The organism is Cupriavidus malaysiensis, assembly GCF_001854325.1.
Classification (GTDB): domain Bacteria; phylum Pseudomonadota; class Gammaproteobacteria; order Burkholderiales; family Burkholderiaceae; genus Cupriavidus; species Cupriavidus malaysiensis.
This window is the reverse complement of the sequence record NZ_CP017754.1, coordinates 3482002-3495552: the sequence shown is the minus strand read 5'-3', so window position 1 is coordinate 3495552 and position 13551 is coordinate 3482002. Positions and strand designations below refer to the sequence as shown.

General features: G+C 68.6%; 11 protein-coding genes. All 11 read left to right on the top strand.

Going from position 1 to position 13551, the window contains the following annotated elements:
* Positions 1 to 102 precede the first annotated feature (102 nt).
* Entirely contained in the window at positions 103 to 2898 is a 2796-nt protein-coding gene (locus tag BKK80_RS15815; RefSeq protein WP_071070172.1) for a motility hub landmark protein FimV, read from the top strand.
* 174 nt (positions 2899 to 3072) lie between these two features.
* Positions 3073 to 3894, top strand: a complete 822-nt coding sequence (gene truA, locus BKK80_RS15810) for a tRNA pseudouridine(38-40) synthase TruA (protein WP_071014365.1) — start codon at positions 3073 to 3075, stop codon at positions 3892 to 3894.
* A complete protein-coding gene (locus BKK80_RS15805) occupies positions 3881 to 4594 on the top strand; it encodes a phosphoribosylanthranilate isomerase (RefSeq protein ID WP_071014362.1) in 714 nt (237 codons plus the stop codon). Before truA ends, BKK80_RS15805 begins: the two co-directional genes overlap by 14 nt.
* Positions 4595 to 4733: 139 nt before the next feature.
* The gene (gene trpB, locus BKK80_RS15800; protein WP_071070170.1) at positions 4734 to 5927 is read left to right on the top strand and encodes a tryptophan synthase subunit beta; all 1194 of its coding nucleotides are present in this window, start codon (positions 4734 to 4736) and stop codon (positions 5925 to 5927) included.
* Positions 5927 to 6880 (top strand): DNA-methyltransferase, encoded by a 954-nt coding sequence (locus tag BKK80_RS15795; protein WP_071014357.1) that lies wholly within the window; start codon positions 5927 to 5929, stop codon positions 6878 to 6880. Before trpB ends, BKK80_RS15795 begins: the two co-directional genes overlap by 1 nt.
* 2 nt (positions 6881 to 6882) lie before the next feature.
* Positions 6883 to 7680: a tryptophan synthase subunit alpha gene (trpA, locus tag BKK80_RS15790; protein ID WP_071014354.1), complete on the top strand. Its 798-nt coding sequence runs from the start codon at positions 6883 to 6885 to the stop codon at positions 7678 to 7680.
* Positions 7681 to 7900: 220 nt separating this feature from the next.
* A complete protein-coding gene (accD, locus tag BKK80_RS15785; protein ID WP_071014351.1) occupies positions 7901 to 8773 on the top strand; it encodes an acetyl-CoA carboxylase, carboxyltransferase subunit beta in 873 nt (290 codons plus the stop codon).
* A 260-nt stretch (positions 8774 to 9033) separates the two neighbouring features.
* Positions 9034 to 10344, top strand: coding sequence for a bifunctional tetrahydrofolate synthase/dihydrofolate synthase (gene folC / locus BKK80_RS15780; protein WP_071014347.1), 1311 nt, complete (start codon positions 9034 to 9036; stop codon positions 10342 to 10344).
* A 59-nt stretch (positions 10345 to 10403) separates the two neighbouring features.
* Positions 10404 to 11165, top strand: a complete 762-nt coding sequence (locus tag BKK80_RS15775) for an SPOR domain-containing protein (protein WP_071070168.1) — start codon at positions 10404 to 10406, stop codon at positions 11163 to 11165.
* Positions 11166 to 11190: 25 nt separating this feature from the next.
* Positions 11191 to 11688: a CvpA family protein gene (locus BKK80_RS15770; RefSeq protein WP_071014342.1), complete on the top strand. Its 498-nt coding sequence runs from the start codon at positions 11191 to 11193 to the stop codon at positions 11686 to 11688.
* A gap of 125 nt (positions 11689 to 11813) precedes the next feature.
* On the top strand, positions 11814 to 13340 hold the full coding sequence (purF, locus tag BKK80_RS15765) for an amidophosphoribosyltransferase (protein ID WP_071038121.1): 1527 nt from the start codon (positions 11814 to 11816) through the stop codon (positions 13338 to 13340).
* Positions 13341 to 13551 lie beyond the last annotated feature (211 nt).

Below are 13551 nucleotides of genomic sequence, written 5' to 3'. Positions count from 1 at the left end.
GGCCCGGCACCGGGCGACAGCCTTGAGGGTAGACCTAAGTCATTGCCGGCATTGTCGTTTCGTCAGATTCTGTTTCAGAACACAAACACAAGGGAGCACAAGGTGAGTGTGAACCTACATCGCCGGAAAGATGCGCCTATCGCCCGTCAGCGCTGGTCAACGCTGGCCATCGCGGCAATCGGTCTGCTGTGCGCGCAGGTCGGTCATGCCGCGGGGTTCGGGCAATTGCGGGTACAGTCCAACCTGGGGCAGCCGCTCCAGGCCGAGATCGACATCAGCGGGGTGACGGCCGAGGAGGCCGACAGCCTCAGCGTCAAGCTGGCTTCCCCGGACGCCTATGCGCGCGCCGGCCTGAACTATCTGCCGGCGGTCGGCAGCCTGCGCCTGCAGATGGAGCGCCGGCCGGATGGTGGCTTTGTGGCGCGCCTGCGCTCGAACCAGCCGATCAGCGAACCGTTCATGGACATCCTGGTCGACCTGAACTGGTCGAGCGGCCGCGTCTCGCGTGCCTACACCTTCCTGCTCGATCCGGCCGGCGCCAAGTCGGGGCCGGAGAGCTTCTCCCCGACAGTAGTGCAGGCCGCCACGCCGGATGCGCCGCCTGCCGCCGTACCGGGCGCGGCCGCCCCGGGTGCCGCAGCCGCCGCGCCCGCTGCCACGGGGGCGGCGCAGCCGTCCCGTCCGGCGCCGGCACGCCCGCAGCGCCCGGGCCATGCTTCGGCCACCGCGCCGGCAGCCAGGGGCGACAGCTATACGGTACGCAGCGGCGACACGCTCTACGGTATCGCCAGCGAGGCCGTGCAGGGACAGGAAGACGTCTCGCTGGACCAGATGCTGGTAGCGCTCTATCGCAACAACCCCGACGCCTTCATCGGCGGCAGCATGAACCGCCTGCGCAGCGGTGCCGTGCTGACCGTGCCGAGCGCCGGGCAGGCCCAGTCGGTCGGCCGCCAGGCCGCGCGGCACGAAGTGGTGGCCCGCACACGCGGTTTCGACGCCTATCGCAGCCGCCTGGCGGCGGCCGCTGCCGCCAAGTCGGTCGCTCCTGCGGACGGCCGCCAGCAGGCCGGCAGCGTGACCGCCCGCGTGCAGGAAGCGGAGGCTGCGGCCGGCACGCGCGACGAGCTCAGGCTGAGCAAGCCCGAGCGCGGCGCCCAGGCAGCCAATGCCGAGGCGGAGGCCAATGTCGCCAAGGCGCGCCAGTTGAAGGAGGCCGAGGCCCGCCTGACGCAGTTGGAGAAGAACATCTCCGACATGCAGCACCTGCTCGAACTGAAGAACGCCGAGATCGCGCGGCTGGGTCAGCCGAAGGGCGGCGCGTCGGCTGCCACGGCGGCGAAGCCGGCACCGGCGCCAGCGGTGGTGCAGGCGCAAGCGGCCAAGCCCGACGCGCCGGCCGTGGCTGCCGCGGCTGCCATGGCGGCGTCGAGCGCCGCGGCCTCTGCCTCCGCCGCCGCAGCTGGCGGGGCCAGCGCAGTGGCCGCCGCGGCGGCGTCTGCGCCGGCAGCGTCGGTGGGTGCCTCTGCACCGCTGGCTGCCGCGGCGTCGGCGCCGGCGGCAGCCCAACCTGGCGCCGCCTCGGCGGTGGCTGCCAAGCGGGTGCCGCCCGTGCAGGTCGAGCCTGTGCCGCAGCCGTCCTTCCTCGATGATCTGCTGGCCAATCCCACCACGCTGCCGGGCCTCGGCGTGCTGGTGGCCCTGCTGGGCGGCTATGCGGTCTATCGGCGCCGCCGCCAGCAGAAGGTGGCCGAGGGAGACGGCTTCGGCGACAGCATCCTGTCGCAGGAAAGCACGGTGATGGGAGGCGCCAACTCCTTGTTCGGCAGCGCCGGCGGGCAAAGCGTCGATACCTCGCAGCACAGCGTGTTCGGTGCCGACTTCCGCATCGGCAACAATGCCGCCGAAGCCAATGAGGTCGACCCGATCGCCGAGGCCGATGTCTATATCGCCTACGGCCGCGACGTGCAGGCCGAGGAAATCCTGCGCGAGGCGCTGCAGCAGAATCCGGAGCGTCAGGCGATCCGCCTGAAGCTGCTGGAGATTTACAACAATCGACAGGATGTGGAAGGTTTTCGAGTGATGGCAGAGGAAATGTTCGCCCAGACGGGCGGGCACGGCGCGGAATGGACGCAGGCAGCGGAAATGGGCAGGCGCATGGATCCGTCCAACGCGCTCTATCTTCCGGTGACGCCGGATGCGGACGGCGAATACCCGGCCGGCGACGCGCAGCAGACCCGGCCCGGCGATGAGTGGCGCACCCGCGATCCGCTGCTGGATCCGGCGGCTCCGCCGCGCGAGGCGGCCCTGGCCGACCTGGCGCTGCCCCTCGATGCCTTCCCCGCGCCGGCACCCGGCGTGCCGCTCACGGCACCTGAGTCGGCCACGATGGTGTTCGGCGATGCCCAGTCCGCCGAGCCCATCATGCGTCTCGACGACGTGATCGAACTGGACCTGCCGGCTTCGCACGATGGCGTGCAACAGGATGATGTGCACGTCGCCGCGCCTGCACTGGGCGCGCAGACCCGCCCGCTGTCCTTCGACATGTCCGATCTCTCGCTCGACCTGGGCGGCCCGGCCGAGGTCGACGCACAGGCCGAGGCCTCGCTGCCGCTGCCGGCGCCGACCATGATCCGCAATGGCGTCCTGGCTGAGCCCATCGATCTGACGCGGGTGACCTCCGAGCACATCTCGGACAGCACGCCGGGGCTGGCCGTCAGCACCATGGCTGCCGACGGCAGCGACGGCAGCCGTGACATGCAGATCAAGTTCGACCTGGCCCGCGCCTATATCGAGATCGGTGACAAGGAGGGCGCGCGCGAACTGCTGCAGGAGGTCGTCGACCAGTCGAGCGAGCCGCTGCAGTCCGAGGCGCGCACGCTGCTGCGGCAGGTTGCCTGATATCATTGCCGCGAGGCGCGCCCCGCAGGGGTGCGCGACGCCATGCGCCGGAAGCGCCGCTTCCGGCGCTTTTGCATTGAATGCCCGCCACTCGCCCGCCGCCAGCCCGGTTGTCGGGCGCGCCGGCGGCGGTCCGATGCCGCCGCGCGCGGCGCCGGCGCCCGCGCCCACGCTATGACCCGAATCGCCCTTGGCCTGCAGTATGACGGCACGGCCTTCTCCGGCTGGCAGTCCCAGCCGCACCGCAACACGGTGCAGGACCGTCTCGAGGATGCCATCGAACAGTTCGCCGGCACGCGCTTGCAGACCACGGTCGCGGGTCGTACCGACGCCGGCGTGCATGCGCTGGGCCAGGTGATCCACCTCGACACGGAACTCGCGCGCGAGCCGTTCTCCTGGGTGCGCGGGATCAATGCCTTCCTGCCGCCATCGATCGCGCTGCAGTGGGCGCAGGCGGTGGACGATGGTTTCCATGCGCGCTTCCTGGCGCATGAGCGCATGTACTTCTACGCGCTGTACACCGGTCCGCACCGGGTGCCGCTGGTGCACGGCCGCGCCGGCTACCTGATGCTGCCACCGGGACAGCGGCTCGATGCCGCCGCCATGCGGGAGGCCGCGGCCTGCCTGCTTGGCGAGCACGATTTCTCCGCCTTCCGGGCCGCCGAGTGCCAGGCCAAGTCCCCCGTCAAGACCATGTACGATGTGACGGTGCGTGATCATGATGACTGGGTGTTCCTGCGTTTCCGCGCCAGCGCCTTCCTGCACCACATGGTGCGCAACCTGATGGGCTGCCTGGTCGCCGTGGGGCGTGGCCGCTACCCCGCCGGCTGGATGGCGGAAGTGCTGGCCAGCCGTGACCGCAAGTGCGCCGCGCCGACCTTCATGCCGGACGGGCTGTACCTGGCCGACGTGAAGTATCCTGAGGCCTTCCGCATCCCCGCTGCGGATTCGTCCGCCAGCCTGTTCCACGGAGTCTTTGCCGATGACTGCGCCTGAAACCCGGCCCGGCCGCACCCGTATCAAGATCTGCGGCCTGACGCGCGAGGCGGACGTGCAGGCTGCCGTCGATGCCGGCGCCGACGCCATCGGCCTGGTCTTCTATCCGGCCAGCCCGCGCTACGTGGAGATCGCGCAGGCCGCTGCCCTGGCCGAAGCCGCCGGCGCCTTCGTCTCGGTGGTGGGGCTGTTCGTCAATGCCAGCGCCGAGGAGGTGGCCCATGTGGCGGAGCGGGTGCCGCTCAGCCTGCTGCAGTTCCACGGCGACGAGACGCCGCAGGCCTGCCAGGACATCGCGCGGCGCTGCCGCTTGCCTTATCTGCGCGCGGCACGCGTGCGGCCGGGCCTCGATTTGGTAGAATTCGCCGATCAATATCATGACGCCGCAGCGCTGCTGCTCGACGCCTTCATTGAGGGCTATGGCGGCGGCGGCCACGTCTTCGACTGGACCCTGATTCCCCAGGCATGGCTTCCACCCACAACCGGCTCCACGGCCAATCGGCCGGTCACCAGCGCAAGCGCCGCTCCTCGCATCGTTTTGAGTGGTGGGTTGAGCGCGCAAAACGTCGCTGGCGCGATTGAGCGCGTGCGGCCCTACGCTGTCGATGTCAGCAGCGGCGTGGAAGCTGCCAAGGGTGTGAAGGATCACGCCCGCATTGCCGAGTTCGTGCGCGCGGTACGCGCCGCCGACGCGAGTTGAGCGCAGCGCTTCGCTGCTGCCTCCGCGCCCGGCGCTTCACCTTGCCACGACGATCCGATTCCGCGCTCCCGCGCCGGCCCGCAGGCGGACCGCTCCGCTACCGTGCCGCCGCGAGCGCGCCACACAAATGAGTCAAACCATGTACGACCTGCCCGATTCCCGCGGCCATTTCGGTCCCTATGGCGGTTCCTTCGTCTCCGAAACGCTGGTCCACGCGCTCGACGAACTGCGCGAAGCCTATGCGCATTACCAGAAGGATCCTGAATTCGACGCGGAATTCCGCCGCGAACTCAAGCACTTCGTCGGCCGTCCCTCGCCGATCTATCACGCGCAGCGTTGGAGCGAGCAACTCGGCGGCGCCCAGATCTACTTCAAGCGCGAAGACCTGAACCACACCGGCGCGCACAAGATCAACAATGTGATCGGCCAGGCCCTGCTGGCCAAGCGCATGGGCAAGCCGCGCGTGATCGCCGAGACCGGCGCCGGCCAGCACGGCGTCGCCACCGCCACCATCGCCGCGCGCTTCGGCATGGAATGCGTGGTCTACATGGGCTCGGAGGACGTCAAGCGCCAGGCCGCCAACGTCTACCGCATGAAGCTGCTGGGCGCTTCGGTGGTGCCGGTGGAGAGCGGCTCCAAGACCCTGAAGGATGCCCTCAACGAGGCCATGCGCGACTGGGTCACCAATGTCGAGAACACCTTCTACATTATCGGCACGGTGGCGGGGCCGCACCCCTATCCGATGATGGTGCGCGATTTCCAGTGCGTGATCGGCGAGGAAGCCAAGGTGCAGATGCCCGAGCTGGCCGGACGCCAGCCCGATGCCGTGATCGCCTGCGTGGGTGGCGGTTCCAATGCGATGGGCATTTTCTATCCGTACATCGAACATGCCGACGTCAAGCTGATCGGCGTGGAGGCGGCCGGCGACGGGATCGAGACGGGTCGCCACGCGGCTTCGCTGATCGGCGGTTCGCCGGGCGTGCTGCACGGCAACCGCACCTACCTGCTGCAGGATGCCGACGGCCAGATCATCGAGACGCACTCCGTCTCGGCCGGCCTCGACTACCCGGGCGTCGGCCCCGAGCACGCCTGGCTCAAGGACGCCGGCCGTGCGGAGTACGTCGGCATCACCGACGAGGAAGCGCTCAAGGCATTCCATGATTGCTGCCGCATCGAGGGCATCATCCCCGCGCTGGAGTCGAGCCATGCCATTGCCTACGCCTGCAAGCTCGCCCCCACGCTGTCGCGCGACAAGCTGCTGCTGGTGAACCTGTCCGGCCGCGGCGACAAGGATATGCACACCGTGGCAGAACGTTCGGGAATCGAGCTCTGATGCGCGCACTGCCTCCCGCGGAAGCTGCCGGCGGTGGTGCCGACGATGATGGCATCGACCTGACCGTGCCCGGCGGCATGCCCGCGCTGCTGTTCCAGGAAGACGTGCTGGACGGCATCGCGCGGCTGCCCGACGGCTCGGTCGACCTGGTCGTCGCCGATCCGCCATACGGCCTCGGCAAGGACTACGGCAACGACTCCGACCGCCTCTCGGGCCAGGCCTACCTGGAATGGGCCGAGCGCTGGATGGATGCCGTCTGCCCGAAGCTGGCGCCGCGCGGGTCGCTCTACATCTTCTGCACCTGGCAGTATTCGCCGGAGCTGTTCGTGATGCTCAAGCAGCGCCTGACGATGATCAACGAGATCATCTGGGACCGCCGCGTGCCCAGCATGGGCGGCACCACGCGCAAGTTCTCCTCGGTGCACGACAACATCGGCTTCTTCGCCCGGCAGCGCGACTACTACTTCGATCTCGATCCGGTCCGTATTCCCTACGACCCCGAGACCAAGAAGGCGCGCAGCCGGCCCCGCTTCGAAGGCAAGAAGTGGCTGGAGGTGGGCTACAACCCCAAGGACCTGTGGAGCATTTCGCGCATCCACCGCCAGGATCCCGAGCGGGCGGACCATCCCACGCAGAAGCCGCTGGAGATCGTCGAGCGCATGGTGCTGTCGAGCTGCCCGCCGGGCGGTCTGGTGCTGGATCCCTTCACCGGCAGCGGCACCACCGCGGTGGCATGTGCGCGTCACGGCCGGCGTTTCGTCGGCTTCGAGATCAACCCGCAGTATGTGCACGTGGCGCGCGCGCGCGTGGCGACGGCCGAGCCGCTGGCTCCGGCGCCGTCGCAGGACGATGCCGCGCCACCGACCCCAACCCCGGCAGCCGCCGGCGGCGCCGAAGCGGACGAGACCGCCGGCGCCGCGACCCAGGCGCCGCTGCCCAATCTGATGTCCTGACCATGTCCCGAATCCAAACGACTTTCGCGGCGCTGGCCGCGCAGCAGAAGAAGGGCCTGATTCCCTTCATCACCGCCGGCGACCCCGAACCCGGCCTGACGGTGGCACTGATGCACGCGCTGGTCGCGGGCGGTGCCGACGTGATCGAGCTGGGTGTGCCGTTCTCCGATCCGATGGCCGACGGTCCCGTGATCCAGCGCGCCTCCGAGCGCGCGCTGGCCCATGGCGTGACGCTGGCCAAGGTGCTGGCCTGGGTGACCGAATTCCGCCGCACCGACACGACCACGCCGGTGGTGCTGATGGGCTATGCCAACCCGATCGAGCGCATGGGCGAGGAAGCCTTCGCACGCGCTGCGCACGAGGCCGGCGTCGACGGCGTGCTGGTGGTGGACTATCCGCCCGAGGAGTGCGGCGATTTCGCTGCGCTGATGCGCGCCAACGGCATCGACCCGATCTTCCTGCTGGCACCGACCTCCACTGACGACCGCATCGAGGCGGTGGCGCGCATCGCCAGCGGCTATCTGTACTACGTCTCGCTCAAGGGCGTGACCGGTTCGGGCGCGCTCGACCTCGACAGCGTGGCCGCGCGCATTCCCCTGATCAAGCAGCACGCCAAGCTGCCGGTGGGAGTGGGTTTCGGCATCCGCGATGCACAGACCGCGCGGGCCATCAGCAGCGTCGCCGACGCTGTGGTGATCGGCAGCCGCCTGGTGCAGTTGCTGGAGGATGCTCCGCGCGAGCAGGCGGTAGAATCGCTGCGTGCCTTCATCGCGGAGATACGCCAGGCGCTGGACGCCTGAAAGTGACGCAGGGGGCGGCTGCTCTGGTGTGTTTTGTGGCGCATATTTCACCTGCAAGCGGTTTTGCTTCGGGGGCATGCGCCCGGCATGATAAATTCGCGGCCTGATTCCCTGCTGAGCCCGCGCCCGGCCCGAACCCGGGCCGTGTGTCCGTTGCCTGCCGCCGCGCCTGACTTTCGTGTCGTGCGCGGCGCTCGGCAGCCATCCGAAAGGAGCTTTCATGAGCTGGTTGGATAAACTCCTGCCTCCCAAGATTCAACAGACCGACCCCTCCACCCGCAAGGGCATTCCGGAAGGGCTGTGGGTCAAGTGCCCGTCGTGCGAATCGGTGCTGTACCGCACCGACGTCGAGGCCAACCTGCACGTCTGCCCCAAGTGCGACCACCACATGCGCATCCGCGCGCGCGCGCGCCTGGACGGGCTGCTCGATGCCGAGGGCCGCTATGAGATCGGCCAGGAGATCGTGCCGGTCGATGCCCTGAAGTTCAAGGACACCAAGAAGTATCCGGATCGCATCAAGGCCGCCATGGACGATACCGGCGAGACCGATGCGATGGTCGTCGTCGGCGGTGCGATCCACACGCTGCCGGTGGTCGTGGCCTGCTTCGAATTCGAGTTCATGGGCGGTTCCATGGGCTCGGTGGTGGGCGAGCGCTTCGTGCGCGGCGCGCAGGCCGCCCTCGAGCAGAAGGTGCCGTTCATCTGTATCACCGCCACCGGTGGCGCGCGCATGCAGGAGAGCCTGCTGTCGCTGATGCAGATGGCGAAGACGACCTCGATGCTGAACCAGTTGTCGGCCGCCAAGCTGCCGTTCATCAGCGTGCTGACCGACCCGACCATGGGCGGCGTGTCCGCGAGCTTCGCCTTCCTGGGCGACGTCGTGATCGCGGAGCCCAAGGCGCTGATCGGCTTCGCCGGTCCGCGCGTGATCGAGCAGACCGTGCGCGAAAAGCTGCCGGAAGGCTTCCAGCGCGCCGAGTTCCTGTTGCAGAAGGGCGCCATCGACATGATCGTCGACCGCCGCAAGATGCGCGACGAACTGGCGCAGCTGCTGGCACTGCTGCAGAAGCAGCCGGCCGACGCGGTGGCCTGAGCGGCACCCGTGCAGGACCAGGGCGCGGACCATGTCCGCGCCTTTTGCTTGGTGCGGCGGCAGCGGCCCGCGGCGGTTTGCCGGCTGGCCTATGCTGGGGAAGCGGGGCCTGCCGCCGGCATGCCGTTGAAGGCTCCATTCTCCGCCTCCACCTCGCAGGCAAGGCGCGGCACCCGCGCCAGGGCCCGCCGCAGCACCGGCCCGATTCCGATAGAACCCTAGCTCCTGGCGCCTGCCCCGACGGGCGCCGCATTGCCATCATGCCCATCTTCCACACCCTTCCCGAATGGCTGGCTCATCTCGAGACCGCCCACCCGGTCGGCATCGACATGGGGCTGACCCGCATCACCCGCGTCAAGGAGGCGCTGGGCCTGCGCATCGACGCCGTGGTGTTCACGGTGGGCGGCACCAATGGCAAGGGGTCGACCTGCGCCATGCTGGAGCGCATCCTGCTGGAAGCCGGCTACAAGGTCGGCTGCCATACCTCGCCCCACCTGATTTCATTCAATGAGCGTGCGCGCATCGGCGGGGAGATGCTCAGCGACGCGCAATTGCTGCCGCACTTCGAGGCGGTCGAGCGTGCGCGCAACAGCTTCGCCGATCCGGTGAGCCTGACCTATTTCGAGTTCACCACGCTGGCCATCATCCACGCCTTCGCCGAGGCGGGGCTGGACGCCATCGTGCTCGAGGTGGGGCTCGGCGGCCGTCTCGATGCGGTCAATATCATCGATGCCGACTGCGCCATCGTCACCAGCGTGGACATCGACCACACACAATACCTTGGCAGCACCCGCGAGGCGATCGGCTTCGAGAAAGCCGGCATCTTCCGTCCCGGCGCGCCGGCCATCTGCGGCGATCCGGTACCGCCCCAGTCCCTGCTCGAGCATGCCGAGGCCATCGGCGCCGAACTGTGGCTGGCCGGGCGCGACTTCGGCTTCCACGCCGCCAAGGGGCAGGAACGCCAGCAGTGGGACTGGCAGGGTGGCGGGCGCAAGCTGAGCGGCCTTGGCTATCCGGCATTGCGCGGTGCCAACCAGCTGCTCAACGCCTCGGCCGCGCTGGCGGCCCTGCAGGCGATGCGGCCGCGCCTGCCGGTCAGTGCCCAGGACGTGCGCAACGGCCTGGCCTTCGTCGAACTGCCCGGGCGCTTCCAGGTGCTGGCGGGCCGCCCGGCGGTGATCCTGGACGTGGCGCACAATCCTCATGCCGCCGCCACGCTGGGGCAGAACCTGGAGAATATGGGCTTCTTCCGCTACACCTACGCGGTATTCGGCGCGATGGCCGACAAGGATATCGCCGGCGTGCTGCACCACGTCGCGGACAAGGTCGATCACTGGTGCCTGTGCGACCTGCCGACCGAGCGTGCCGCCTCCGCGCAGGACCTGCTCGGGGCGCTGGAGGCGGGCGGTTTCCGGCCCGGCCCGGACGCCACAGCGGCCTGTTTTTCCAGCCCCGAGGCGGCTTACCGCGACGCCATCGAGAGAGCGACCGAGAATGATAGAATTCTGGTCTTCGGATCGTTCTACACCGTCGCCGGCGTGATGGCTTACCGCGCCACGCAGGCGAACTGACGGCAGGGAACGGCAAACACAGCGGCGTGGCTGCGCCCGCCGCCGCACCGAACCAATCTATGGGCCTGCTTTCGCTGTTTACCGCCCGCAAGGGCAATGACCCGGCTCCCGAGCGTTCGCGCCGCTCACGTCCGGACCCGGGTGCAGGCATCGCCTCGTCGCGGCGTCTGGCGGAGGAGTACACGGACGACACGCTGGATCCCGAATTCCCCCAGAAGCAGCGCGCGCGCCGGCGCCTGATCGGCGCGGTGGTGCTGATGGTGGCGGCCGTGATCCTGCTGCCCATCGTGTTCGAGACCAAGCCGCGGCCCGTGTCGGACGACGTCAGCGTCAACGTGGCCAACGGGCAGGGCGGCAAGCAGAAGCCGCGGGTCGAGGCGCGCAAGGCGGATCCGCTGCCGCCGTCGGCCAAGGCCGATGCGCAGCAGGCGCTCGACGCGGGCGAGGAAATCGTGCCGGATGCATCGGCCAGGCCGCAGGGAACCACGCCGGACAAGGCCGCCGACAAGACGGTGGACAGGACGGCTGCCAAGGCGGCCGACCAGCCGCAGCCGTCCGCGCAGAAGAGCGCCGACGCCAAGGCGCAGGGCAGTGGCAAGTACCTGGTGCTGATCGGCGCCTTTGCCTCCGAGGACAAGGCCAGGAACTGGGTGGCCAAGCTGAAGGCCGGCAAGGTGCCGGCCTATGTGGAGAAGAAGACCTTTGCCGACGGCGAGCGCGTGTTGCTGCGTGCCGGGCCGTTCTCCGACCGCGATGCAGCGGACGCGGCGGCACGCAAGGTGACAGCGGCCGGCCTGCAAGGCAAGGTCGTCGAACAGTGAAGCACGGCCTTCCGGGCCCGTCACCATGCAACCGACTTTTTTCGATTACGGCGTCGCCTTCATCCTGATCGCTTCCGGGCTGGTCGGCGTGCTGCGTGGCCTGGTGCGCGAGGTGCTGGCCCTGATCGGCTGGGTGGTTGCGTTCTGGGTGGCCTATCACTATGCGCCCACCGCCGCGCAGTGGGTGCCGGAGTCGGTGCCGGGCGGTGCGCTGGCGCGCGAGGCGCTCGGTTTCGTGGTGCTGTTCATCGGCACGGTGATCGCGGCCGCGCTGGCGGCGACGCTGCTGGGCCAGTTGATGGAGCGAACCGGGCTGAAGCCGGCCGACCGTGGCCTGGGGCTGGTGTTCGGCCTGCTGCGCGGCGCGCTGGTGGTGATGTTCGTGGTGACCCTGGCAGGCCTGACCAAGCTGCCGGAAGAGGCTTTCTGGCGCGACGCCGTGTCGCGGCCCTATGTGGTGGAGGCCATGGATTCGCTGCGGCCCTGGTTGCCGCCGGAGATCGCCAAGTACGTGAAGACATGAGCGCAGCGCGACGCGGGGCGGGATGCCGCTCCGGGACGCGCCGGCCTCGCAACGGTTTATTCGCTGGCGCCGCCATGGGGCGGGCCCGCGCCTCTGATTGAAAACGCCTTCCCTGGGAGTCTGGCATGTGCGGTATCGTCGGTGTGGTGTCCTCCACGCCCGTCAACCAATTGATTTACGACAGCCTGTTGCTGCTGCAGCATCGCGGACAGGATGCCGCAGGCATTGCCACGGCCAACGGCAGTACGTTCCACATGCACAAGGCCAACGGCCTGGTGCGCGATGTGTTCCGTACGCGCAATATGCGCAGCCTGCCCGGCCTGGCCGGCATCGGCCAGGTACGCTACCCGACGGCCGGCTCGGCCTCCAGCGAGGAGGAGGCGCAGCCGTTCTACGTCAACGCGCCGTACGGCATCATCCTGGCGCACAACGGCAACCTGACCAACTGGCAGCAGTTGCGCGAGGAGATGTTCCGCCGCGACCGCCGCCATATCAACACGCATTCGGATACCGAGGTGCTGCTCAACGTGCTGGCCGACGAGCTGCAGCGCGCCAGCAATGGCACCTCGCTGGCCCCGGACACCATCTTCACCGCGGTGGCCGGCATGCACCGGCGCGTGCGCGGCTCCTATGCCATCGCCGCGCAGATCGCCGGCTACGGCATGCTGGCCGTGCGCGACCCCTTCGGCATCCGTCCGCTGTGCCTGGGCAGCGTCGATACGCCGAGCGGCAAGGAATGGATGGTGGCATCCGAGTCGGTGGCGCTGGAAGGCATCGGCTACCGCCTGGAGCGCGACGTGGCGCCTGGCGAGGCGATCTTCATCGACCTCGACGGCAAGCTTCACAGCAAGCAGTGCGCCGACAATCCGCTGCTGAACTCCTGCATCTTCGAGTACGTCTACCTGGCGCGCCCGGATTCGTGCATCGATGGCGTGCCCGTCTATGATGCCCGCCTGCGCATGGGTGACTACCTGGCCGAGAAGATCCGCCGCGAGGTGTCGGCCGGCGACATTGACGTGGTGATGCCGATCCCCGACTCAAGCCGTCCGGCCGCCATGCAGGTGGCCAACAAGCTGGGCGTCGGCTATCGCGAAGGCTTCTTCAAGAACCGCTATGTCGGCCGCACCTTCATCATGCCCGGCCAGGCAGTGCGCAAGAAGTCGGTGCGCCAGAAGCTCAACGCGATGGGCGTGGAGTTCAAGGGCAAGAACGTGCTGATCGTCGACGATTCCATCGTGCGCGGCACCACTTCGTTCGAGATCGTGCAGATGGCCCGCGACGCCGGCGCCAACAAGGTGATCTTCGCCTCGGCCGCGCCGCCGGTGAAGTTCCCCAACGTGTACGGCATCGACATGCCCACCCGCGGCGAGCTGGTGGCGCACAACCGCACCCACGAAGAGATCGCGCGCATCATCGGCGCCGACCAGCTGGTCTACCAGGACGTGGAAGCGATGAAGCAGGCCGTGCGCGACATCAATCCGGCGCTGAAGGACTTCGATGCCTCCTGCTTCGATGGGCGCTACATCACCGGCGACATCGACGAAGCCTACCTGACGCGGCTGGAAACGGCGCGCAGCCAGGCCGACCGTGAGGGCACCGGGGAAACCGAGCGCTCGCAACTGCACCTGCAGCGTTCCGGCGGCAACGAGTAAGCACGGGCGGCCCCGCACGCGTTGACGAACACCGGGCCCGGCCGTAACATGGCCGGGCGTCGATTTGATTGTCAGCTTGCGGACGCGGGCCCTGCCGGCAGGCGGGGGAATCGGTCGGGGAGCCGCGCTCTCCGTGCCCAGGCCCGAAACAGCTAAAGCGGAGCGCCGCAGGGCGGTTGTGCAGAGCAGGCACGACACCCGCCGGCATCCC